At 63.6% G+C, this 22,816-nt stretch carries 20 protein-coding genes; 8 read left to right on the forward strand and 12 right to left on the reverse strand.

Annotated features, from left to right (window positions below; genetic code table 11):
* Positions 1-18: 18 nt before the first annotated feature.
* The 6 genes from phcB to AAHM38_RS05275 form a co-directional block, all read right to left on the reverse strand.
* The gene (gene phcB, locus AAHM38_RS05250; protein ID WP_012762882.1) at positions 19-1,431 is read right to left on the reverse strand and encodes a class I SAM-dependent methyltransferase PhcB; all 1,413 of its coding nucleotides are present in this window, start codon (positions 1,429-1,431) and stop codon (positions 19-21) included.
* A gap of 655 nt (positions 1,432-2,086) precedes the next feature.
* Positions 2,087-3,124, reverse strand: a complete 1,038-nt coding sequence (locus AAHM38_RS05255; RefSeq protein ID WP_012762881.1) for a response regulator — start codon at positions 3,122-3,124, stop codon at positions 2,087-2,089.
* A gap of 162 nt (positions 3,125-3,286) precedes the next feature.
* Positions 3,287-4,747 (reverse strand): NAD(P)(+) transhydrogenase (Re/Si-specific) subunit beta, encoded by a 1,461-nt coding sequence (locus AAHM38_RS05260; RefSeq protein WP_012762880.1) that lies wholly within the window; start codon positions 4,745-4,747, stop codon positions 3,287-3,289.
* Entirely contained in the window at positions 4,744-5,073 is a 330-nt protein-coding gene (locus AAHM38_RS05265; RefSeq protein WP_009241494.1) for an NAD(P) transhydrogenase subunit alpha, read from the reverse strand. The genes AAHM38_RS05260 and AAHM38_RS05265 overlap by 4 nt, the downstream gene beginning before the upstream one ends.
* A 68-nt stretch (positions 5,074-5,141) precedes the next feature.
* Positions 5,142-5,504 carry an aspartate 1-decarboxylase gene (panD, locus tag AAHM38_RS05270; RefSeq protein WP_009241493.1) on the reverse strand — a complete coding sequence of 121 codons (363 nt, stop codon included), beginning with the start codon at positions 5,502-5,504 and terminating at the stop codon, positions 5,142-5,144.
* Between the two features lie 82 nt (positions 5,505-5,586).
* Positions 5,587-6,726: a Re/Si-specific NAD(P)(+) transhydrogenase subunit alpha gene (locus tag AAHM38_RS05275; RefSeq protein ID WP_012762879.1), complete on the reverse strand. Its 1,140-nt coding sequence runs from the start codon at positions 6,724-6,726 to the stop codon at positions 5,587-5,589.
* A 287-nt stretch (positions 6,727-7,013) separates the two neighbouring features.
* Between AAHM38_RS05275 and AAHM38_RS05280 the strand changes: the two genes are divergently transcribed.
* From AAHM38_RS05280 to AAHM38_RS05290, 3 genes are all read left to right on the forward strand, one after another.
* Positions 7,014-7,508 carry an NUDIX hydrolase gene (locus AAHM38_RS05280; protein WP_009241491.1) on the forward strand — a complete coding sequence of 165 codons (495 nt, stop codon included), beginning with the start codon at positions 7,014-7,016 and terminating at the stop codon, positions 7,506-7,508.
* Positions 7,505-8,617: a tRNA 2-thiouridine(34) synthase MnmA gene (gene mnmA / locus AAHM38_RS05285; protein WP_012762878.1), complete on the forward strand. Its 1,113-nt coding sequence runs from the start codon at positions 7,505-7,507 to the stop codon at positions 8,615-8,617. The genes AAHM38_RS05280 and mnmA overlap by 4 nt, the downstream gene beginning before the upstream one ends.
* An 89-nt stretch (positions 8,618-8,706) precedes the next feature.
* Positions 8,707-10,305: an FMN-binding glutamate synthase family protein gene (locus AAHM38_RS05290; RefSeq protein WP_012762877.1), complete on the forward strand. Its 1,599-nt coding sequence runs from the start codon at positions 8,707-8,709 to the stop codon at positions 10,303-10,305.
* Positions 10,306-10,325: 20 nt separating this feature from the next.
* On the opposite strand, the gene AAHM38_RS05295 is transcribed toward AAHM38_RS05290, so the two are convergent.
* Positions 10,326-10,934 carry a glutathione S-transferase gene (locus AAHM38_RS05295; RefSeq protein WP_012762876.1) on the reverse strand — a complete coding sequence of 203 codons (609 nt, stop codon included), beginning with the start codon at positions 10,932-10,934 and terminating at the stop codon, positions 10,326-10,328.
* Positions 10,935-11,173: 239 nt separating this feature from the next.
* Between AAHM38_RS05295 and purB the strand changes: the two genes are divergently transcribed.
* From purB to AAHM38_RS05315, 4 genes are all read left to right on the forward strand, one after another.
* Complete coding sequence (gene purB, locus AAHM38_RS05300) at positions 11,174-12,547, forward strand: adenylosuccinate lyase (protein ID WP_009241487.1); 1,374 nt, start codon at positions 11,174-11,176, stop codon at positions 12,545-12,547.
* A 263-nt stretch (positions 12,548-12,810) separates the two neighbouring features.
* The gene (locus AAHM38_RS05305) at positions 12,811-13,392 is read left to right on the forward strand and encodes a cytochrome b (protein ID WP_012762875.1); all 582 of its coding nucleotides are present in this window, start codon (positions 12,811-12,813) and stop codon (positions 13,390-13,392) included.
* A 99-nt stretch (positions 13,393-13,491) separates the two neighbouring features.
* Positions 13,492-14,064: a YceI family protein gene (locus tag AAHM38_RS05310; protein WP_012762874.1), complete on the forward strand. Its 573-nt coding sequence runs from the start codon at positions 13,492-13,494 to the stop codon at positions 14,062-14,064.
* Between the two features lie 64 nt (positions 14,065-14,128).
* Positions 14,129-14,725 carry a YceI family protein gene (locus tag AAHM38_RS05315; protein ID WP_012762873.1) on the forward strand — a complete coding sequence of 199 codons (597 nt, stop codon included), beginning with the start codon at positions 14,129-14,131 and terminating at the stop codon, positions 14,723-14,725.
* 95 nt (positions 14,726-14,820) lie between these two features.
* On the opposite strand, the gene secF is transcribed toward AAHM38_RS05315, so the two are convergent.
* From secF to queA, 5 genes are all read right to left on the reverse strand, one after another.
* Positions 14,821-15,792 carry a protein translocase subunit SecF gene (gene secF, locus AAHM38_RS05320; protein WP_012762872.1) on the reverse strand — a complete coding sequence of 324 codons (972 nt, stop codon included), beginning with the start codon at positions 15,790-15,792 and terminating at the stop codon, positions 14,821-14,823.
* A 75-nt stretch (positions 15,793-15,867) separates the two neighbouring features.
* Complete coding sequence (secD, locus tag AAHM38_RS05325) at positions 15,868-17,757, reverse strand: protein translocase subunit SecD (protein WP_012762871.1); 1,890 nt, start codon at positions 17,755-17,757, stop codon at positions 15,868-15,870.
* 110 nt (positions 17,758-17,867) lie between these two features.
* On the reverse strand, positions 17,868-18,200 hold the full coding sequence (yajC, locus tag AAHM38_RS05330; RefSeq protein ID WP_004632835.1) for a preprotein translocase subunit YajC: 333 nt from the start codon (positions 18,198-18,200) through the stop codon (positions 17,868-17,870).
* 105 nt (positions 18,201-18,305) lie between these two features.
* Positions 18,306-19,457 (reverse strand): tRNA guanosine(34) transglycosylase Tgt, encoded by a 1,152-nt coding sequence (tgt, locus tag AAHM38_RS05335; protein ID WP_012762870.1) that lies wholly within the window; start codon positions 19,455-19,457, stop codon positions 18,306-18,308.
* Positions 19,458-19,459: 2 nt separating this feature from the next.
* Positions 19,460-20,530, reverse strand: coding sequence for a tRNA preQ1(34) S-adenosylmethionine ribosyltransferase-isomerase QueA (queA, locus tag AAHM38_RS05340; protein ID WP_012762869.1), 1,071 nt, complete (start codon positions 20,528-20,530; stop codon positions 19,460-19,462).
* A 131-nt stretch (positions 20,531-20,661) separates the two neighbouring features.
* Here queA and recG point away from each other — a divergent pair, with 131 nt between their 5' ends.
* Positions 20,662-22,809 carry an ATP-dependent DNA helicase RecG gene (gene recG, locus AAHM38_RS05345; protein WP_012762868.1) on the forward strand — a complete coding sequence of 716 codons (2,148 nt, stop codon included), beginning with the start codon at positions 20,662-20,664 and terminating at the stop codon, positions 22,807-22,809.
* The last annotated feature ends 7 nt before the right edge of the window (positions 22,810-22,816 follow it).

Below are 22,816 nucleotides of genomic sequence, written 5' to 3' on the forward strand. Positions count from 1 at the left end.
GTGTTCCTGGGCGGCGGATTATGCGGCGGATTTGGCAAGCCCGGCCACGCTGGCCTGGGCGAATACGTTGACGCCGGTCACGTCGGTATAGACACGCGCGTCGTGCGAGCCTTCGGGCAGCAGCTCGGCCATCAGCGGTTCATCGCGATAGACGAGGTACCACTCCAGCACGTGCTCCATGACGAACCGCATCGGGTTGTTGCTGTGCACGTTCGTCGCAAGAATGGCGCCGCCCTGGCGGGTGCGCGAAGCAAAGTAGGCGAGCAGGCGCTGGCAGACCTTGTTCGACAGATAGTCGAACAGGCCGGCGCAATACACCGCATCGCAATCGCCGGCTTGCGGGCTGTCGGCCGTGATGCGCCGCTTAAGCAGCTGGTGCACCGATTCATGCACGAAATCGACGTTGACAGTCTTGCGCGCGCGGTCCATCGCGCGGCGCATCTGCTCGCGGGTGTAGTCGAGAGTCTCCTCGCTGAAGTCCACCAGCTCGAACGCCAGCAACGACGGCTCCGGATGCTGCTGAATGAAGCGCTGAATCTCCACCGCCGGCCCGCAGCCCACGTTCAGCACCTTGAACGTTCGGCCTGCCGCCTTGGCTTGCGCAGCGAGGTCGCTCAGATACTGCACAAGAATGTCGATGCGATTGCGGTGCGCCTCAGCCACGTCGGTGCGCAGAAAAGCGGCGTTGACGATCTGGAAGTAGGTGTTCGGACCTTCACGCGGGTCGGAGAGGATCTGGTTGACCATTTCATAATCGCCCGCATAACCAAGAGGCTTTGTGTACGTGCGATAGATGAACGGCGCGCGCAACAGCAGCGGATGCAGCGCCGCTTGCGCGAACGTGCGGTGCGCGGGCGCAAGCTCCGCCTCGACCTTGCCCGCTTCCGATTCCAGCCCGTCCATGTAGCCCTTGAGCTTGAGCATGATCGGCTCGGCCAGCTCCTGGAAGACATCCATGCGCAGCTTGTTGTCCTCGCGCGGCAATGTCTTCGACAGATCCACCTGTTCCACCCAGCGCGACACTTCGGCCAGGAACGCGCGCATCTCGTTGACGACGATCTGATAGTCGCGATGGATGCGGAAACGTTCCTGCCATTCCTGCACGAACGTTCGCGCTTCTTCGCCGACCGAGGCGGGCGTGTCGGCCACTTCCGAAAGCTCGCGCCATTCGTCGATCAGGGTGAGCGAGACGACGGCGGTCAGGCCCGTGTTCACCAGGCTGATCACCACCGCCTTGCCGAGATAGGCCTGCCGCGTCCCCATCTTGATCGCGAGTTCGGACAGCACCTCGCTCACCTGCACGATCGAGTAGGGGTTGTAGATCTCCATCACCAGGGCACGCCGCTGCAGCGTGATGATGGTGCCGCGGACCTGCTGACCCTGTGAGTTGCGGAAGCTGACCGCGGGATCGATTTGGTTGGGTGAGTACACGGTGCGAATTTGCCGGAGACTTCAGGGAAAACGTCTGCCAAGCGGGACGCTCACTCCAACAACCGCGCACCCGGGGTCGTAGCGCGATCCGGGCACCGCGAATACGGCGCGCCCCGCCGACACTGCCGGGCATGCCGCCGCATCAGTCGTGAAAGCGTGCTTGAAGCCGTCCGCTGGCTGTGCGCAATATGCGCCAGCCCGGGCGTCTCTCGCCCAAACCCGCTCCGAGAAGATCGGGGAAGACGATCGACTGCAGCCGGTGCCTTCAGTACTACGACGGCGGCACCTTTACTGCTCGTCGATCAACAGCGTGGCAATGGGAATCGTGCAACCGTGTACCGTGACCAGATCGGAACGATGCACTCCCCTGACATCCGCAACGCACGCTGCTTGAACGCGCGGCCCACTGCTGCATCCCAAATCGTCCCTCAAGGAGAATCCCGCACAGTAATGAACTCGGGGCGCCGTACCGCATGTTGCATGCCGGCACCCGTGTTCGCCATGATGCCGCAGCTATGCCGCGCATGCATCAGGGCGATTCAACCGGGCCATGCTCTGACGTCATGGCTGCCGAATGACCCAATCGATTGTACTTGCCCAATGTGACCCACACAATGCGGAAACCCGCAGTGCAGAGCAGAGCGGAAACACCACCTCAGCGTGCCTTGCGGCCGGTGAGCGCGTCCGGATCCTGTTTGTAGTTGGTGAGGAATTGGGTGTAGCTGTAGACCTGTGCCGGCAGCAGATGGCTGGGCATGTCGAACAGCGCGTAGTAATACGGCTCGCGCCCCTGGCATACCTCTGCGGGCAGGCAATATTGTTCCCACTCCACACAGGCAGGGGTGTACATCCCATCGCCGGGCCAGAAGAACGGGACAATCTGCTTGTCGTGTAGCCCCTTGAGCAGCGCGTCGGGCGCGTTGTAGGCCTCGGCGTTTTCCAGGTGCGTGAGCATGCTCGCGTTGGTCTCGATGACCATGAGCGTCGCCCGCCCGTCGGCCGTGAGCAGCAGCACGCCGGCGGGGTGCGGATACAGGTAGTACTCGATGAAGCGGTAGCGCGTAGACAAATCGCGCACGAGCCGTGTGATCGCCGGGTCTGAGAGGAAGCTGAACGAGTGGCGCGACAGCAGATCGCGCAGTGTGCTCGACAGGTTGCTGAAGTAGCGAACCTGCAATGCCTCGATTTCCGCGCTGAGCCGCTCGGCCATCGCCGGATTGTCTTTCTTGATGTAGCGGTCGATCAGGCCGTCGTTGAAACCCTGCACGGCGATGTTCTCGTCGGCCATGCCGGTGAGCAGGATCGTCATGCACGGCAAATCTTTGAGCTTGGCGCAAAACTCCAGCCCGTTCATGCGCGGCATGGAGTAATCCACGACGATGACGGAAGGCTGCAGGAAGCGGTTGACCTCGTGGATCTGGCGGTAGACGCGGTCGACGTCGAGCTGGATCGTGCGGCGCTCGGTCGAGAACGTCAGATCATCGTGGGTGACGCGTACCGGCAGAAAACCCGGCATGCGCAGCGAATGCCACTGGCGCAGCCACGCCAGCGCCTCTTCCGGGTCGTTGAAGGCCAGCAGCGCACGCGATGGGTCCATCTGGAACCCAAGGCTTTCCACGAACGATTGGCTGTCGTCGACCACCACCGTCAGGGTGGGGTGGAAATAGACCGGCAGGGCGCTGTCCTGTTGCATACGTCGGGAGAAGTCGGAAGAGGGCTGGGTGCAGCGCACGGTCGGTGTGGCCGGCGCTGCCCGTTTCCACTACGTTACTGTCTGCCGCCGCCGGGAGCAAGCGGAACCCACCTGACCTGACGGACCGTTGACGGCCGTCAGTGGGGCCGCCAGTGCGCCGCTTTACTCGACGGATTTCACCATGTCCTCAACGACTTTCTTGGCGTCGCCGAACACCATCATCGTCTTGTCCATGTAGAACAGCTCGTTGTCCAGCCCGGCGTAGCCGGCGTTCATCGAGCGCTTGTTCACGATGATGGTCTTCGCCTTGTAGGCTTCCAAAATTGGCATCCCGGCAATGGGCGACTTCGGATCGTTCTTGGCCGCCGGGTTGACCACGTCATTGGCGCCCAGCACCAGCACCACGTCGGCCTGACCGAACTCACCGTTGATATCTTCCATCTCGAAGACCTGGTCGTACGGCACTTCGGCTTCGGCCAGCAGCACGTTCATGTGGCCCGGCATGCGGCCTGCGACCGGGTGGATCGCGTATTTGACCGTCACGCCCTTGTCCGACAGCTTTTCGGTCAGCTCCTTCAGGGCGTGCTGCGCGCGCGCCACGGCCAGGCCGTAGCCGGGAACAATGATGACCGTCTCGGCGTTGCCCATGAGGAAGGCGGCGTCATCCGGCGAGCCCGATTTGACCGGGCGCTGCTGTCCGCTGCCACCTGCTGCGGCCCCGGCGGATGCTTCAGAACCGAAGCCGCCCAGGATCACGTTGAAGAACGACCGGTTCATCGCCTTGCACATGATGTAAGACAGAATTGCACCGGATGAACCGACCAGCGAGCCGGCAATGATCAGCATCGGATTGTTGAGCGAGAAGCCGATGCCTGCCGCTGCCCAGCCCGAATACGAGTTCAGCATCGACACCACGACCGGCATATCGGCGCCGCCGATCGGGATGATGATCAACACGCCCAGCACAAAGGCGATGGCCGTCATGATGATGAACGGCAGCCAGCTCTGGCTCAGGAAGAACAGGATGCCGAACCCGAGCATGGCCACCGCCAGCAGCAGGTTCAGCATGTGCTGGCCCGCAAACTGCACCGGCGCGCCCTGGAACAGGCGGAACTTGTATTTGCCCGACAGCTTGCCGAAGGCGATCACCGAGCCCGAGAACGTGATGGCGCCGACGAAGGTGCCGATGAACAACTCCACGCGGTTGCCCAGCGGCAGCACGTTGTCGCCCGCCACGGTGATGCCGAAGGCCGACGGCTCGGCCACGGCCGCCGTGGCGATGCACACCGCCGCCAAGCCGATCAGCGAGTGCATGGCGGCCACCAGCTCGGGCATCTTGGTCATCTCGACCGTGCGTGCCACGTAGGCGCCAATGCCGCCGCCCACCACCAGGCCCGCGAAGATCAGGATGAAACCCGTGGAGGCGCCGCTCTCGGTGCCCGCAAACATCTCGGCCTTGAGCTTGTAGATGAGCGCAATGGTCGTGACGGCGGCGATCGCCATACCCGTCATGCCGAACGCGTTGCCGCGCCGCGCCGTGGTCGGGTGAGAAAGCCCCTTGAGTGCCTGGATGAAGCAGACCGACGCCAGCAGATACAGCAGGGTGACGAGGTTCATGCTCATTGCTTGGCTCCCTCGTTGTGACCGCCCTTGGCCTTCGGCTCTTTCTTCTTGAACATCTCCAGCATGCGCTGGGTGACCAGGAAGCCGCCAAACACGTTCACTGCCGCCAACGCCACCGCCACCACGCCCATCGTGCGGCCCAGGCCCGTTTGCGTGAGGCCCGCCGCCAGCATGGCGCCGACGATGATGATGGCCGAGATGGCATTCGTCACGGCCATCAGCGGCGTATGCAGCGCCGGCGTGACCGTCCAGACCACGTGGTAGCCGACGTAGATCGCCAGCACGAAGATGATCAGATTGATCACCGTGTGATTGACCAGCTCCATTTGCTCCTCCTCGCTTCTTGGTCGATGTGCAAAGCGGCCAGGTCGCGCAGACCCGGCCGCCCGGCGCGTCAGGTTTCCTTGATGGCCTTGATCTTGTTGCCCTCGCCCAGCAGCACGACCTTGGGCTTGTAGCTGGCGACTTCTTCTTCGTTCATCGGCGCGTAAGTGCAGATGATCAGCAGATCACCCACGTGCGCGCGGCGCGCTGCGGCACCGTTGAGCGAGATTTCGCCCGAGCCGCGCTTGCCCTTGATGATGTAGGTGGAGAAACGCTCGCCATTGTTGACGTTGTACAGCTCGATCTTTTCGTATTCGCGCATGTCGGCGGCGTCGAGGAGGTCCTCGTCAATACCGCATGAACCTTCGTAGTCCAGATCAGCCTGTGTGACCGTCGCGCGGTGCAGCTTGGCGCGAAGCATGTTGCGTTGCATGAAGCTTTCCTTGAAACAGAAATGAAATCGCCACTGGCGGCCACGCCGGGTTGTGACGCCCGGCAGGCCGCCGTCTCCGTTCTTATTTGGCGGCGCTCGTGGCTGCGGGAGCGCGCACCACCTGGCCGGCCTGGCTGAGCAGGCAGGCGGCCACGATGTCGTCTTCGCGGTTGATGTTCAGGCCGCCATCCTTGTCGATGATCAGCTTGAGGAAATCGAGCACGTTGCGGGCGTAGAGGGCAGAGGCGTCGGCTGCCACCATCGACGCGAGGTTGGTGTAACCCACCAGCGTGACGCCGTGCTTGACGACCACGCGGTCGGCTTCGGTCAGCGGGCAGTTGCCGCCTTGCGCAGCCGCCAGATCGACGACGACGGAGCCTGGCTTCATCGCCTGCACGGTCGCTTCCGATAGCAGCGTCGGCGCGCGACGGCCCGGGATCAGCGCCGTCGTGATGACGATGTCGGCCTGACTTGCGCGGGTGTGCACGAGTTCAGCCTGTCGGCGCATCCAGTCGGGCGGCATCGGCCGCGCGTAGCCGCCCACGCCCTGGGCAATCTCGCGCTCTTCGTCGGTCAGGAACGGTACGTCGAGGAATTTGGCGCCCAGCGATTCGATCTGCTCTTTCACGGCCGGGCGCACGTCGGATGCCTCAATGACGGCACCGAGGCGCTTGGCCGTGGCGATGGCCTGCAGCCCGGCCACACCCGCGCCCAGGATCAGCACGCGCGCGGCCTTTACGGTGCCGGCGGCCGTCATCAGCATCGGCATGAAGCGCTGGTAATGGTTGGCCGCCACCATCACGGCTTTGTAGCCTGCGATGTTGGCCTGGGAAGAGAGCACATCCATGCTTTGCGCACGCGTCGTGCGCGGCGCGGCCTCAAGCGCGAACGCGGTGACGTTGGCGGCGGCGAGGCGCGCCGTGTTTTCGTCATCGAACGGGTTGAGCATGCCGACCAGCACCGCGCCCGGCTGCATCTGCGCCAGTTCGGCCGCTTCCGGTGAGCGGACCTTGAGCACGATCTGCGCGCCAAGCGCTTCGGCGGCGGTGCCGATCCTGGCACCAGCGGCCACATAGGCTTCGTCAGGTTGGGCGGCAGCGACGCCAGCACCCGATTGCACCGTCACCTGATGGCCAAGCGCCACGTACTTTTTCACCGTTTCCGGGGTCGCGGCAACGCGCGTCTCGTCCGCCCGCGTCTCCTGCGGGATGCCGATGTGCATCGTGTTCTCTCCTCGCTGATTATGTTTAGGATGCGCGCGAAGTGAACGAAGGCGCGCTGGATCAGGATCGACGTGCAGCTTACCCGAACTTTTTGGCGCACGGACGCTCGTCGAATGCCATGTCGAATATCTACACCGACATGGAATGCGGACCGATCCTGCGCAAACGTGTGCTCAATTGCTCACAAATACGGATGGACGCGCCATGCCCGTTTTCAACGCCCCGGGGCAAGCGGGGAGGGCGGCCTGCCGCTACAATAACGCCTTGTTTTTGTTGCCTTTTTGCCATGAACCAAGCTGTCCGCTGGAAACCCAGCGTAACTGTTGCCGCCGTCATTGAACAAGATGGGCGCTTTCTGCTGGTTGAGGAGCACACCGACGTCGGCTTGCGCCTGAACCAGCCTGCCGGCCATCTCGACCCGGACGAAAGCCTGGTCGATGCCGTCGCACGCGAGGCGCTGGAAGAAACCGCGTACAGCTTTGTGCCGACCGCCTTCCTGGGCTGCTACATGGCGCAGTTCCAACCGCCGCAAGGGGATCCGGTCACCTACGTCCGGATGGCATTTACGGGCGAGCTTGGCCCCCAAGATCCGCGCCGCACGCTGGACGACGGCATCGTTCGCACTGTCTGGATGACGCCGGATGAAATTCGCGCCAGCCGCGAGCGCCATCGCAGCCCGTTGTTGCTCGCGTGCGTTGAAGACTACCTGGCCGGCAAGCGCTACCCGCTCGACGTCCTCCATACGCACGCCAGCGTGTACGGGCTGGGAGCGCAGCTATGAGCAAGAAGCGCATCGTCGTTGGGATGTCCGGCGGGGTGGATTCGTCTGTCACGGCGTGGCTACTCAAGCAGCAGGGCTATGACGTCGTCGGCTTGTTCATGAAGAACTGGGAAGACGATGACGACAGCGAATACTGCTCGACCCGGCAGGACTGGATCGACGTGGTGTCGGTGGCCGACCTGATCGGCGTCGACGTCGAAGCCGTCAACTTTGCCGCCGAGTACAAAGACCGCGTGTTTGCGGACTTCCTGCGCGAATACTCCGCCGGCCGCACGCCCAATCCCGACGTGCTCTGCAACGCCGAGATCAAGTTCAAGGCCTTCCTCGACCACGCGATGGCGCTTGGCGCCGACACGATTGCGACCGGGCATTACGCTCGCGTGCGCGAGGTCGACGGCCGTTTCGAGCTGCTGAAGGCGTTCGATCACACGAAAGACCAAAGCTACTTCCTGCACCGCCTGAACCAGGCGCAGCTCTCGCGCACGCTCTTCCCGCTGGGCGAGATGCCGAAGACGAAGGTGCGGGAAATCGCCGCCGAGATCGGTCTGCCCAACGCCAAGAAGAAGGATTCCACGGGGATCTGTTTTATCGGCGAGCGGCCGTTCCGCGATTTCCTGAATCGCTACCTGCCGACCAAGCCCGGCCCGATCAAGACGCCCGACGGCAAGACCATCGGCGAACACATCGGCCTGGCGTTCTACACGCTGGGACAGCGCAAGGGCATCGGCATCGGCGGCAGTCGCGACGGTAACGGCGACGCCTGGTACGTGGCGCGCAAGGACATGGCGGCCAATACGTTGTACGTCGTGCAGGGGCACGACCACCCGTGGCTGCTGGCGCATACGGTACACGCCGATGATTTGAGTTGGGTGGCTGGCCAAGCTCCGGTCGAGGGCACCGACCTTGGGGCCAAGACGCGTTATCGCCAGGCGGATGCGCCTTGCACGGTCGCACGCGCGGGCGATGGCGCGCTCACGCTGGCCTTCCCTGAGGCGCAGTGGGCTGTCACGCCAGGCCAGTCCGCCGTGCTGTACGACGGCGAGGTCTGCCTGGGCGGCGGCATTATTTCGGCAGCTGAGCCGGCTGTCGTCGAAAAGGCGATCGCCTAAGCGGTTTTCGCAACACTGCGTTGTGGTGGCTGCGGCTGTTGCGGCACTCGTTTAAGCTTGCGCCCTGATTCGTCTCCACAGGGTTGGTCATGCTGCCACGTCGTTACTGGGCCTTTGCGGGCGTTGTGCTGTTGTTTGCCGTCACCGCCGGGTTTGCGGTAGCGGGGCGCCTGCATTGGGTGTGCGCGGTCGTTCCGGGCATGTTCGTCATCCTGGGCGTGCACGACGTCACGCAGACGCGTCACTCGGTGTTGCGCAACTACCCGCTCTGGGGCCATTTCCGCTTCCTGTTCGAGTTTATTCGTCCGGAAATCCGCCAGTATTTCGTTGAAGACGACACCGACGAAAAGCCGTTCTCGCGCGCCCAGCGCAGCATCGTTTATCAGCGCGCCAAAGGTGAGGTCGATAGCCGTCCGTTCGGCACGGAAGTCGACGTAAAGGTGGCCGGTCACGAATGGATCGGCCATTCGCTGGCGCCAACGCGCATTGCCTCGTCGGATTTCCGCGTGATGGTCGGCGAGGGCCGCGCCAAGCCGTATTCGATGTCGGTGTTCAACATCTCGGCGATGAGCTTCGGGGCGCTGTCGGGCAATGCCATTCGCGCGCTCAACCGCGGTGCCAAACTCGGCAACTTCATCCACGACACGGGCGAGGGTTCGATCTCGCCGTACCACCGCGAAGAAGGCGGCGACCTGATCTGGGAAGTCGCCTCCGGCTACTTCGGCTGCCGTGACGCCAATGGCCGCTTTGATCCGGACCTCTTTGCCGAACAGGCGCGCCGCCCCCAGGTGAAGATGATCGAGGTAAAGCTGTCTCAGGGCGCCAAGCCGGGGCACGGTGGCGTCCTGCCTGCCGCCAAGGTGACGCCCGAAATTGCCGCCACGCGCGGCATCCAGATCGGCAAGGACTGCATCTCGCCGGCCGCGCATTCGGAGTTCAACTCGCCGCTGGGTTTGCTGCAGTTTGTGGATCGCCTGCGTACGCTGTCGGGCGGCAAGCCGACCGGCTTCAAGCTGTGCATCGGCCATCCGTGGGAGTTCTTCGGCATCGTCAAGGCAATGCTGGACTCGGGCATCCTGCCGGATTTCATCGTTGTCGACGGCGCGGAGGGCGGTACGGGCGCGGCTCCGCTGGAATTTACCGACCACGTCGGCACGCCGCTGCAGGAAGGGCTGCTGCTGGTGCACAACACGCTGGTGGGTACCAATCTGCGCGACAAGATCAAGATTGGTGCGTCGGGCAAGATCGTCACGGCGTTCGATGTGGCTCGCACGCTGGCAATGGGTGCCGACTGGTGCAACGCTGCGCGTGGCTTCATGTTCGCGCTGGGCTGCATCCAGGCGCAGAAGTGCCACACCGACCGTTGCCCGACCGGCGTGGCGACACAGGACCCGTCTCGCCAGAAAGCGCTGGTTGTGCCCGACAAAGCGGAACGCGTGCATCAATATCACACGCACACGCTGCATGCGCTGCTGGAACTGACGCAGGCGGCGGGCTTGCAGCATCCTGCGGATTTCCGCGCGCACCATATCGTGCGGCGCGTGTCTGGCAACGAGGTGCAGTTGCTGTCCACGCTGCTCAAGTATCTGGAACCCGGCGATCTGCTGGCCGGGCGGTACCGCTATCAACTCTATGAACGCTACTGGCCGATGGCCCGGGCCGAAAGGTTTGATCCCGTGGCCGTGTAACGCTGGACAATTGCCTTGGATTATTGCGGCTGGGTTTCCATGAAACTCGGCCGCTTTTCAATGCGCGCGTAGAACGTGGCGAGGTTCGCGTGACGCTCGCGCCAGTCGATCTGCGGCTGGCGGAAATCCAGGTAGGCAAGCGCGCAGCCGACCGCGATGTCGGCCAGCGTCAGATGGTTTCCGTTGCACCAGGTCTTGTCGGCCAGGCCTTGTGACATGGCCTGCAGGGCCTGATCGATCTTGTGGCTCTGGCGCGCGAGCCACGTTTCACTGCGTTGTTCCGGCGTACGCTGCGTGTGTTCGATGCGCAGCATGAGCGCAGCGTCGAGCAGGCCGTCGGCCAGCGCCTCCCAGCAGCGCACCTCCACGCGTTCACGGCTCGATGGCGGAATGAGGCGCGCCACCGGCGATAGCGTATCCGCGTATTCGGCAATCACGCGCGAGTCGAACAGGGCGCCGCCGTCGTCCATCACCAGGCAGGGGACCTTGCCGAGCGGGTTGAACTGGTGGATCTGCGTAGCTGCGCTCCACACGTCTTCCAGCACGAACTGGTAGTCGATTTTCTTTTCAGCCAGGACCACGCGCACCTTGCGGGTGTACGGGCTGGCGTGCGATCCGATCAGTTTCATAGGCTTGTCATGTTGGAGGCGGAAGTATAGCCGCGCACTTCCCCGAGTGCGTTGGGCGGCGCCTGAGCCCAACTCAACCAAACGGAGGCTTGCTTTAGGCCGGATTGGCCGTGAAAGGCAGGTGCCGGGTGGTAAAATCGCGGGCTCGCTTGGGTGCGCGTATGCACCTTGGTTCAACGCGCAATGCCGCGTCCGGGTTGTCCGGATTGAGATTCCCTTCACATTTTTTCCCGCCTGCCATGTCGTCGCTTTCCGCCCTGACCGCTCTGTCTCCCATCGATGGCCGCTACGCTGCCAAGGCCGATCCGCTGCGCGAGTGGCTGTCGGAAGCCGCTTTCATGCGCAACCGCGTGAAGGTGGAGGTGCACTGGCTGATCGCCTTGTCGCAGGCCGGGCTGGCCGAGGTCCCGCGTTTCTCGGCTGCTGCCGAGGGCGCACTGCTGGCGCTGGTCGAGAACTTTGCCGAGGCAGACGCCGCCCGTATCAAAGAAATCGAAGCCGTCACCAACCACGACGTGAAGGCCGTTGAGTACTGGATGAAGGAGCGCGTGCGCGGCAACGCCGAGCTGGAAGCCGCCAGCGAATTCATCCACTTCGCCTGCACGTCGGAAGACATCAACAACACGTCGCACGGCATGATGCTCAAGGGCGCCCGCGACACGGTGATCGTGCCGACGCTGCGCCGCGTTCAGGCTCGCCTGGTGGAGCTGGCGCATGCCAACGCCGACGTGCCGATGCTGTCCCGCACGCACGGCCAGCCGGCCAGCCCGACCACGCTGGGCAAGGAAATGGCCAACGTGGCCGCCCGCCTGGACCGTGCCATCCGCCGCATCGAAGCCGTTGAACTGCTGGGCAAGATGAACGGCGCCGTGGGCAACTACAACGCGCACCTGTCCGCGTATCCGTCGCTGGACTGGGAAGCCTTCTCGAAGAACGTGATCGAGACGCGCCTGGGCCTGACGTTCAACCCGTACACCATCCAGATCGAACCGCACGACTACATGGCCGAGCTATTTGATGCCGTGGCGCGCGCCAACACGATCATCCTGGATCTGGACCGCGACGTCTGGGGCTACATCTCGCAGGGCTACTTCAAGCAGAAGACCAAGGCAGGCGAGATTGGCTCGTCCACCATGCCGCACAAGGTCAACCCGATCGACTTTGAAAATTCCGAAGGCAACGTTGGTCTGGCCAACGCGGTGCTGCGCCACCTGTCGGAAAAGCTGCCCGTGTCGCGCTGGCAGCGCGACCTGACGGACTCGACCGTGCTGCGCAATATCGGCGTGGCGTTCGGCTATAGCCTGCTCGCCTACGACGCCTGCCTGCGCGGCCTCGGCAAGCTGGAAACGAACCCCGCACGCCTCGCGGAAGACCTGGATGCCTGCTGGGAAGTGCTGGCCGAGCCGGTGCAGACCGTGATGCGTCGCTACGGCATCGCCAACCCGTACGAGCAGCTCAAGGAACTGACGCGCGGCAAGGGCATTTCGCGCGAAGCGCTGCGTGAGTTCATTGGCACGCTGGCGATTCCCGAAGACGCCCGCAAGCTGCTGTTGGACATGACGCCGGCCAGCTACATCGGCAAGGCTGAGGAGCTGGCCCGCCGTATCGCCTGATTGTTGCAAAAATTTGGTGGTGCCTTCTGAGGAACGGCCCACTCTCGAATCCGAGGGTGGGCCGTTTTGTTTGGTGCGCTCCGTAGAACGCTCTGCCGCGCCATCCTGTGAAGGCTGCCTGATCAATCAAAAAATTTGAATCGCTTGGTGAACTTCGCGCTGACTTGACCAGTCGGATCGCGCAAATAATGCACAATCGTTTGGCGCCGTGGTCTTACCCGCAGGCGCCGCCAACTGAGCGCTCCAAAATACCGAGGGAACCGATGTCACAAGCCGCCCACTCGAATCCCGCCATGCGCGGCGCCCCTGACCACGGCGCCTATACCAAGCCGGCGATTGCGATGCACTGGATCATCGCGCTGCTGATCTTCGCGGCCTTCGGGCTCGGTCTGTACATGACCGATATCCCGGGCTTTACGCCCACCAAACTGAAACTGTTCTCGTATCACAAATGGATCGGCATCACGGTGCTGATCTTTGCGGTGCTGCGCGTGCTGTGGCGCTTGACCCATCCCGCGCCGGCCCCCGTGCAAGGTATGCCGAAGTGGCAGCACGCCGCCGCGGAAGCCGCGCACATCGGGTTGTATCTGTTGATTCTCGCGGTGCCGCTGACCGGCTATCTGCTCAGCGTCGCGGCCGGCGTCAAGGTTGTCTATCTTGGCCTGTGGGAGCTGCCGATGCCATTCGACAAGAGCGACGCGCTGAAAGACATCTTCGGCATCGCGCACGAATGGCTGAACTGGACCATGGCGGCCATCGTCGTGGTGCACATCCTGGCTGCGCTCAAGCATCACGTCGTCGATCGTGATGGCACGCTGCGTCGCATGGTGCCTTTCCTCCGCTGATTTCCAAATGCGTGGGTGCACGGTGCGTGCCGGTGCGCCCGCCTGTCCGTCCCGACCAAGACTGCCGGCATGACCCGGCCTGACTGAAGGAGTCTGATGATGAAACGTGTTGTGCGCCCCCGCGCCATCGCCCTGGTTGCAGCCGGCGCGCTGTCGATCGCTGCCGTATCGGTATCGGCCATTGCCCAGGTGGATGCTGCCAAGAGCAGCGTCACCGCCACCGGCAAGCAACTCGGTGTACCGATGGATATCAAGTTCGGCAAGTTCGATGCTGCCGTCAATTACAACCCGGCCAACGTGGCGGCCTCGACGGCGAAGGTCGATATCGATGTCACCAGCGTCGACGTGGGCAGCAAGGAATACAACGACGAACTGAAGAAGAAGGACTGGTTCGACACCGCCAAGTACCCGAAGGCCACGTTCGTGTCGTCGACGTTCGAGCCCGGTGCGGGCGGCAAGGTGGACGTGGTCGGTAAGCTGACCATCAAGGGCATCACGCAGGATGTCACCGCACCCGTCACGTTCAAGCAAGAAGGCGCCAATCAGGTCTTTGAAGGCGCATTCCCGGTCAAGCGCAATGCATTCAAGGTAGGTGACGGTGAATGGAAAGACACGTCGGTCGTCTCCGACGACGTGACGATCAAGTTCCGCGTCGTCATCGCCAAGAAGTAATCGGTAGTCTCATCCCAACGTTTTCCCGGCCCTCGTTTGCCGCCTTTATTTCGCAGGAGTTTTCATGAAATTGCGTACCCTCGTTGCCGCATTGTCGGCCGTTGCTGCCACCGCCGCATTTGCTGCCCCCGCTACGTACCAGCTCGACCCGAGCCATACGTACCCGAGCTTTGAAGCCGACCACATGGGCGGTCTGTCGAAGTGGCGCGGCAAGTTCGAAAAGTCCAGCGGCACTGTGACGCTGGATCGCGCCGCCAAGACCGGCAGCATCGACGTGACCGTGCAGACCGACAGCATTGACTTCGGTCTTGCCAAGATGAACGAGCACGCCAAGAGCGCCGAGATCTTCGACGTGACCAAGTACCCGACCGCCACGTTCAAGGGCAACTTCACGAAGTTCAAGGGCGACGTGCCGACCGAAGCCGAAGGCCAACTGACGCTGCACGGCGTGACCAAGCCCGCCAAGCTGCAAATCGACGCGTTCAAGTGCATTCAGCATCCGATGCTCAAGCGTGAAGTCTGCGGCGCCGATGCCGAGATGACCTTCAAGCGCGATGACTTCGGCGTCGATTACGGCAAGGCCTACGGTTTCAACATGGAAACCAAGCTGAAGATCCAGGTGGAAGGCGTCAAGCAAGACGCCAGCGTCGCGCAGCAATAAGCCACGCAGCCGCTACAACCAAAGAAAGAGCCCCGCAACCGCGGGGCTTTTTGTTGCCCGAGAATGCGCTCTCAGGGCGATGCGAAGCAAGGTCTTCAGACCTGCGCGCCGAAGTTCGGATCGTCTTCCTTCGGGCCACCAACCTTCTTCTCGGCCTTGACCAGGTCTTCACGCTTGACGCCGAGCCACATGCACAGCGCAGCGGCCACGAACACCGACGAGTAGATGCCGAACAGAATACCGATCGTCAGGGCCACGGCAAAGTAGTGCAGCGTCGGGCCGCCGAACACCAGCATCGACACCACCATCATTTCGGTCGAGCCGTGTGTGATGATCGTGCGCGAGATGGTGCTGGTAATCGCGTGATCGATCACCTCGTGCGTGTTCATCTTGCGGTACTTGCGGAACGCTTCGCGGATCCGGTCGAAAATCACCACGGATTCGTTGACCGAATAGCCCAGCACGGCCAGCACCCCCGCCAGCACCGACAGCGAAAACTCCCACTGGAAGAAGGCGAAGAAGCCCAGGATGATCACGACGTCGTGCAGGTTGGCGATCACGCCCGCAACGGCAAACTTCCATTCGAAGCGGATCGACAGGTAGATCACGATGCCGACCACCACGAACAGCAGCGCCAGCAGGCCGTCGGTGGCGAGCTCCTTGCCCACTTGCGGGCCGACGAACTCAACGCGCTGCAGCTTGGCGTCGGGGTTCACTGCGTTCAGGGCTGTCATCACCTGCTGGCTTTGCACGGCCGAGGCGATGGGCTTGCCGTCCGGGCCGGTCTTGAGCGGCAGACGGATCATCACGTCGCGCGAGGTGCCGAAGTTCTGCACCTGCGCATCGGCATAGCCGAGCTTCTCAACGTCGCCGCGGATCTTCGGCAGATCGGCGGCCTGGGTGTAAGCGACTTCCATCACCGTACCGCCGGTGAACTCCACCGACAGGTGCAGCCCCTTGTGGAACAGGAAGAAGACAGCGGCGATAAACGTCAGGAACGACAGCGCGTTAAGAATCAACGCGTGCTTCATGAACGGAATGTCGCGGCGGATGCGGAAAAACTCCATGGTCTGCCCTTTGTGGCGACCGCCCCTTCGTGTGGGGCGGTGCCGGTTATGCGAGATTCGTGGTGGGTGGCGTGATTACTTGGCGGGCGATTCCGTGTTCGTATTGCCCGGCTTCCACACCTGCCCGATGGCGACGCTCTGCAGCTTCTTCTTGCGGCCGTACCAGAGGTTCACGAGGCCGCGGTTGAAGAACACCGCCGAGAACATGGACGTGCCGATCCCCAGGCAGTGCACGATCGCGAAGCCACGTACCGGGCCCGAACCGAAGGCGATCAGCGCCAGGCCGGCAATGAGCGTCGTCACGTTCGAATCGAGGATGGTCGCCCAGGCGCGGTCGAAACCGGCGGCGATGGCCATCTGCGCGGATGCGCCGCCGCGCAGCTCTTCACGCACGCGCTCGTTGATCAGCACGTTGGCGTCAATGGCCATACCCAGCGCCAGCGCGATGGCCGCGATACCCGGCAGCGTGAGCGTGGCCTGCAGCATGGAGAGCAGTGCGATCAGCAGGAACACGTTGACGCCCAGGGCCGCCACCGAGAACGCGCCGAACAGCATGTAGTACAGCACCATGAACACCGAGATGGCGAGGAAGCCGTACAGCGCCGAATCGAAGCCTTTCTTGATGTTATCGGCACCCAGCGATGGGCCGATGGTGCGTTCTTCGATGATTTCCATTGGCGCGGCCAGCGAGCCTGCGCGCAGCAGCAGCGCCAGGTCGGAAGCCGCCTCCGTCGAGCCCATGCCGGTGATCTGGAAGCGCGAACCCAGTTCGGACTGGATGGTTGCCACCGTCAGCACCTCGCCCTTGCCCTTTTCAAAGAGCACGATGCCCATGCGCTTGCCGATGTTGTCACGCGAGACATCGCGCAGCATGCGGCCGCCCTGGCCATCGAGCGTAATGTCGACCGACGAATTGTGGTTTTGGTCGAAGCCCGCCGAGGCGCTGGTGATGCGATCGCCTGTGAAGATCACCTGCTTCTGCAGCAGGACGGGAGCGCTGCGCCCTTGCGTGAACAGCTCGTCGCCCAGCGGTACCGGATCGCCGGCACGCGGCACGAGCGGCGCGTTCGGATCGGCCAGGCGCGCTTCCAGCGTTGCCGTGCGGCCGATGATGTCCTTGGCCTTGGCGGTGTCCTGCACGCCGGGCAGCTGCACGACGATGCGGTCCGGGCCCTGTTGCTGGATCACCGGTTCAGCCACGCCGAGTTCGTTGACCCGGTTGTGCAGCGTGACGATGTTCTGCTTCACCGCGTTGTCCTGCACTTCCTTCATCGCAGCCGCGGTGAAGGTGCCGGTGAGGGTGGCGCTGTCGGCGCTCTTGTCCACGGTGTAGGCCAGTTCGCGGGTCGAGTCGGCCAGCAGCGTGCGGGCGCGGTCGGCGTCGTCCGGGGTGCTGAACTTGATCGTGATGGTGTTGCCGTTGCGATCGATGCCGCTGTGTCGAATGCCCTTGTCACGCAGTTGCGTGCGGATGTCGCCGGCAAGCGAGTCGAGCTTCTTCGTCACGGCGCCGTTCATGTCGACCTGCAGCAGGAAGTGCACGCCACCGCGCAAATCGAGACCCAGGAACATGGGCTTGGCAAAGAACGGCGCGCCGCTCAACCAGCGCGGCGAACCGGGCAGCAGGTTCAGCGCCACGATGTAGGTCGGATCGGCTTGATCGGTGTTCAGGCCGCGGGCCAGGATGTCCTTGGCCTTGAGCTGCGTGTCGGTGTCGGCAAAACGCACGCGCACGCTGGCGGAGGTGCCGTTGTTGTCGAAGAACACGCCGTCGGGTCGAATGCTGGCCGCAGCCAGCAGGCTCTCGACCTGCTTTTGCACGTTCAGGTCGACTTTGACGGTGGCTTTGCCAGAAGACACCTGCACGGCAGGCGCCTCACCGAAGAAGTTCGGCAGCGTATAGAGGAACCCAATGGCAAGCGCCACCAGGATCACAATGTATTTCCAGAGCGGATAGCGATTCATCTTGGAATGCAGAGAGGCGACGCCGAGGGGCGCGGGCGCGGATTCTTAGAATAGGCGCTGCCTGGGGTTCCGGCGCCGGCGCAATCGTGCGCGGCGCCTGGATGGGGCGATTACAGCGCCTTGAGCGTGCCCTTGGGCAGCACGGTCGTCACGGCGCTCTTCTGCACAGTGATTTCGGTGTTGGCAGCGATTTCCACGGTGACGTACTGCTCGGCCACCTTGCTCACCTTGCCGAGAATGCCGCCGGCGGTGACCACTTCGTCGCCCTTGGCCAGGGCTTCGAGCATCGCCTTGGTTTCTTTCTGGCGCTTCATTTGCGGGCGGATCATGATGAACCACAGCACCACGAACATCAGGATGATGGGCAGGAAGCTCATCAGGCCACCCGCGGCACCACCAGCTGCCGGTGCAGTTTGCGCGTAAGCGTCGGAAATCAGGAACACGTCAGAACTCCGTAATGGTTCGTCAATCGGTCAAAAATCGGACCCGACATTCTACCATTGCGATGCTGCGGCAAATGGGCGCGCCCGGCGCCCTGCGAAGGCGGCTTACAGGGCCCCGCGCGCGCGGTCTGCGGCAAAGCGCGCCTGGAATGCGGCAAAGCCGTGCGACTCAATGGCGGCGCGCATTTCGGCCATCAGTTCCAGGTAGTAATAGAGGTTGTGGATCGTGTTCAGCCGGGCGCCCAGGATCTCGCCCACGCGCTGCAGGTGGTGCAGGTAGGCGCGCGAGAAATTGCTGCAGGTGTAGCAGCCGCAGGTCTCGTCCAGCGGGCGCGGATCGTTGCGGTGTACCGCGTTCTTGATCTTGATGTCGCCAAAGCGAGTGAAGAGCCAGCCGTTGCGCGCGTTGCGGGTCGGCATTACGCAGTCGAACATGTCGACGCCGCTGGCGACGCCCGCCACCAGGTCTTCTGGCGTACCGACGCCCATCAGGTAATGCGGCTTGTTGGCCGGCAGACGCGGCGCCACGTGCTGCAGCACGCGCATCATGTCTTCCTTGGGCTCGCCGACCGACAGGCCGCCGATGGCATAGCCGCCGAAACCTTCGCCGCCCGCATCGGCGTCAATCGCTTGCAAGCCGGCCAGCGATTCATCGCGCAGGTGCTCGAACATGCCTCCCTGCACGATGCCGAACAGCGCATTCGGATTGTGTTCGCGCTCGAATTCGTTACGCGAGCGCTGTGCCCAGCGCAGGCTCATGCGCATGGAAGCGGCAGCTTCAGCTTCCGTTGCCGGGCGGTCGCCGATCTTGTAAGGCGTGCATTCATCGAACTGCATGACGATGTCCGAGTTCAGCCGGCGCTGGATCTGCATCGAGATCTCGGGCGACAGGAACAGCTTGTCGCCATTGATGGGCGACGCGAACGTCACGCCTTCTTCGGTGATCTTGCGCAGATCGCCCAGTGAAAACACCTGAAAACCACCGGAATCCGTCAGGACAGGCTTGTCCCAGCCGTTGAAGCCGTGCAGGCCTTTGTGCGCGTCCATCACTTCCAGGCCCGGGCGCAGCCACAGGTGGAACGTGTTGCCCAGAATGATCTGCGCGCCAATGTCCTTCAGCTCCGCCGGGGACATCGCCTTGACCGCGCCATAGGTGCCCACCGGCATGAAGATGGGCGTTTCGACCACGCCGTGGTTCAGGGTCATGCGGCCGCGTCGGGCGAGGCCATCGGTGGTGAGCAGTTCGTACTTGAGCATGGTCAGAGCGATTGGGTTTCGCCGGGGTCGCCGGGTTCGGTTGGGGCGCGCGTCAGCAGCATGGCGTCGCCGTAACTGAAGAAGCGATAGCGCTGGGCGATGGCGTGCTGATACGCCTCCCGGATGGCGCTCATGCCGGCAAACGCTGATACCAGCATCAGCAAGGTCGACTTGGGCAGGTGGAAGTTCGTCACCAGCAGGTCGACGGCGCGGAAGCGGTAGCCGGGGGTGATGAAGATGTCGGTCTCGCCGCTGCAGGCATTGAGCGTGCCATCCGGCTGCGCGGCCGATTCAAGCGCCCGCATCGACGTGGTGCCGACCGCGATGATGCGACCGCCGGCAGCTCGCGTGGCCCGAATGGCTTCGGCCAGTTCAGCCGTAATTTCGTACCACTCGCTGTGCATGCGGTGCTCGGCGATGTTTTCCACGCGCACCGGCTGGAACGTGCCCGCACCGACGTGCAACGTGAGAAAGCCGCGCTGGATGCCCATGGCGTCCAGCTTGGCGAACAGCGCATCGTCGAAATGCAGCCCTGCCGTGGGTGCCGCCACGGCGCCCGGGTTGCGCGCATACACGGTCTGGTAGCGCGTCTCGTCGAAGCTGTCCGGGTCATGCTCGATGTAGGGCGGCAGCGGCAGGCGGCCGTATTGCTCGATCAGATCCAGCGCCGGCTGCGGAAAGCGCAACGTGAAGAACGGCTCGGCGCGCGGGCCCACCGTCACGTCAAAGGCGTCGGCCAGGCGCAGTGTGGTGCCCTCGACCGGCGACTTGCTGGAGCGGATCTGCGCCAGCACGGTGTGCTCGTCCAGCAGGCGCTCGACAAGCACCTCGACCTTGCCGCCGCTGGCCTTCTGGCCGAAAAAGCGGGCCTTGATGACACGGGTGTCGTTGAAAACCAGCAGGTCGCCGGGGCGCAGGTAGTCGACCAGGTCGGCAAACTGGCGGTCTTCAAAATGCACGGCATCCCCCGCGCGGCGGACGGCCAGCAGGCGGCTCGCGGTGCGGTCGGGCAGGGCGGTTTGTGCGATCAGCTCAGGCGGCAGATCGAAATCGAAATCGGACAGCGTCAGCATGAAAAGTGGCGCAGACGTGGATTGCGCCAAGTGATGGTGGCGTGCGCCGGTACAATCGGGCGACTCGCAAAGTTCGCCATTGTAAACGTCCTGTGCCGTCTCGCGCCCGTTCCGCCACTGATGCTGCTCCTATGCCCGACGCTGATACTGCGGCGGCGCCCAAGCCAAAGCGCGCGGCCACGGCAGATAAAGCGGCCAAGGCCACGGCAAAATCGGCCCGCCCGGCCGACAAACTCGCCAAGCTGGGCCTGCATCGCGATGTCGATCTCGTCTTGCATCTGCCGATGCGCTATGAGGACGAGACCACGCTCCTGACCATTGCCGAAGCTACGGCGCGGGCCAATACCGGCTGGGCCGCGCAGGTGGAAGGCACGGTCACGCGCAATGAAGTGGCGTTCCGGCCGCGCCGGCAACTCGTCGTGCATATCGCCGATGACTCGGGCGAGCTGGTTCTACGCTTTCTCAACTTTTACGGCAGCCAAGTCAAGCAGATGGCCGAGGGCGTGCGCCTGCGTGTGCGCGGCGAAGTGCGCGGTGGTTTCTTCGGCGCCGAGATGGTGCACCCGACCGTGCGCGCGGTGGCAGAGGATGAACCGCTGCCCGACCGTCTGACACCGGTGTATCCGAGCACCGCTGGCGTGGCGCAGGCCTATTTGCGCAAGGCGATCCTGAACGCACTTGCGCGTACGCCGCTGCCGGAAACGCTGCCGAACAGCCTCATCACCGGTCCGCTCGCCCCGCTCAAGTTGATGACGCCCGCCGACGCCGTGCGCCTGCTGCATCAGCCGAGTCCCGATGTCGACGAGCACAGCCTCGTCGAGCGCACGCACCCGGCGTGGCTGCGCATCAAGTTCGATGAACTGCTGTCGCAGCAGCTGTCGCTCAAGCGGGCGCAGGCCGCGCGCCGCATGCGCAACGCGCCCATCCTGCGCGACAGCGGCAAGGATGGGCTGCTCGCGCGGTTCATGAATGCGCTGCCGTTCAAGCTGACCGGCGCGCAGGCCCGCGTGTGGGATGAGATCCGCGCCGACCTCGCACACCCGTACCCGATGCAGCGGTTGCTCCAGGGCGACGTGGGCAGCGGCAAGACCGTCATTGCGGCGCTGGCGGCCTGCCAGGCCATCGATGCCGGCTGGCAGGCTGCGCTGATGGCGCCGACCGAACTCCTGGCCGAGCAGCACTACCGCAAGCTTTCCGCATGGCTGGAACCGCTGGGTGTGGACATCGTCTGGCTGGCTGGCAGCCTCAAGCGCAAGCAGAAGGACGAAGCGGCTGCGCGTGTGGCCGCCGGCACCGCGCAACTCGTGATTGGCACCCACGCGCTGATCCAGGATGCGGTTACGTTCGCGCGCCTCGGCCTGGCGGTGGTGGATGAGCAGCATCGATTTGGCGTGGCACAGCGGCTTGCCCTGCGCGGCAAGGCAAGCAACGGCGATGCACCTGCCGCCAACGCCCAGGTGCCGCACCAGCTGATGATGTCCGCCACGCCGATCCCGCGCACGCTCGCGATGACGTACTACGCCGACCTCGACGTCTCCGCCATCGACGAGTTGCCGCCCGGGCGCACGCCCATCGTCACGCGCCTGGTGAACGATGCGCGGCGCGACGAAGTGATCGAACGCATCTACGCCGCGGCACGCGAGGGGCGACAGGTCTACTGGGTTTGCCCGCTGATCGAGGAAAGCGAAGCGCTGCAATTGCAGACCGCCGTTGAAACCTTCGAGACGCTGTCGCAAAGTCTGCTAGGACTGAAGGTCGGTCTTGTGCACGGACGCCTGCCATCCGCCGAGAAGGCCGCCGTGATGAGCGCCTTCGCCGGCGGCGGCCTGCACGTGCTGGTCGCCACGACCGTTATCGAGGTGGGTGTGGACGTGCCCAATGCCTCGTTGATGGTGATCGAGCACGCCGAGCGCTTTGGTCTTGCGCAGCTGCACCAGCTACGCGGGCGGGTGGGGCGCGGCACAGCGGAATCCGTGTGCGTGCTGCTGTACCAGGCGCCGCTGTCGCCGACGGCCAAGCAGCGCCTGCAGACCATGCGCGAGACCACCGATGGTTTCGAGATCGCCCGACGCGATCTGGAGATCCGCGGGCCCGGTGAATTCCTCGGCGCGCGGCAATCAGGCGAAGCGATGCTGCGTTTTGCCGATCTGAACCACGATGCGTGGCTCGTTGAGTTCGCGCAGGGTGCGGCGGACGCGATGCTCGCGCGCTTTCCTGAAGCGGTGGACACCCACCTCAAGCGCTGGCTGGGCGAGCGCGAGCACTACCTGCGCGTTTAAAAGCTGC

The organism is Ralstonia sp. OTU4908 (assembly GCF_038440115.1).
Lineage (GTDB): Bacteria > Pseudomonadota > Gammaproteobacteria > Burkholderiales > Burkholderiaceae > Ralstonia > Ralstonia pickettii.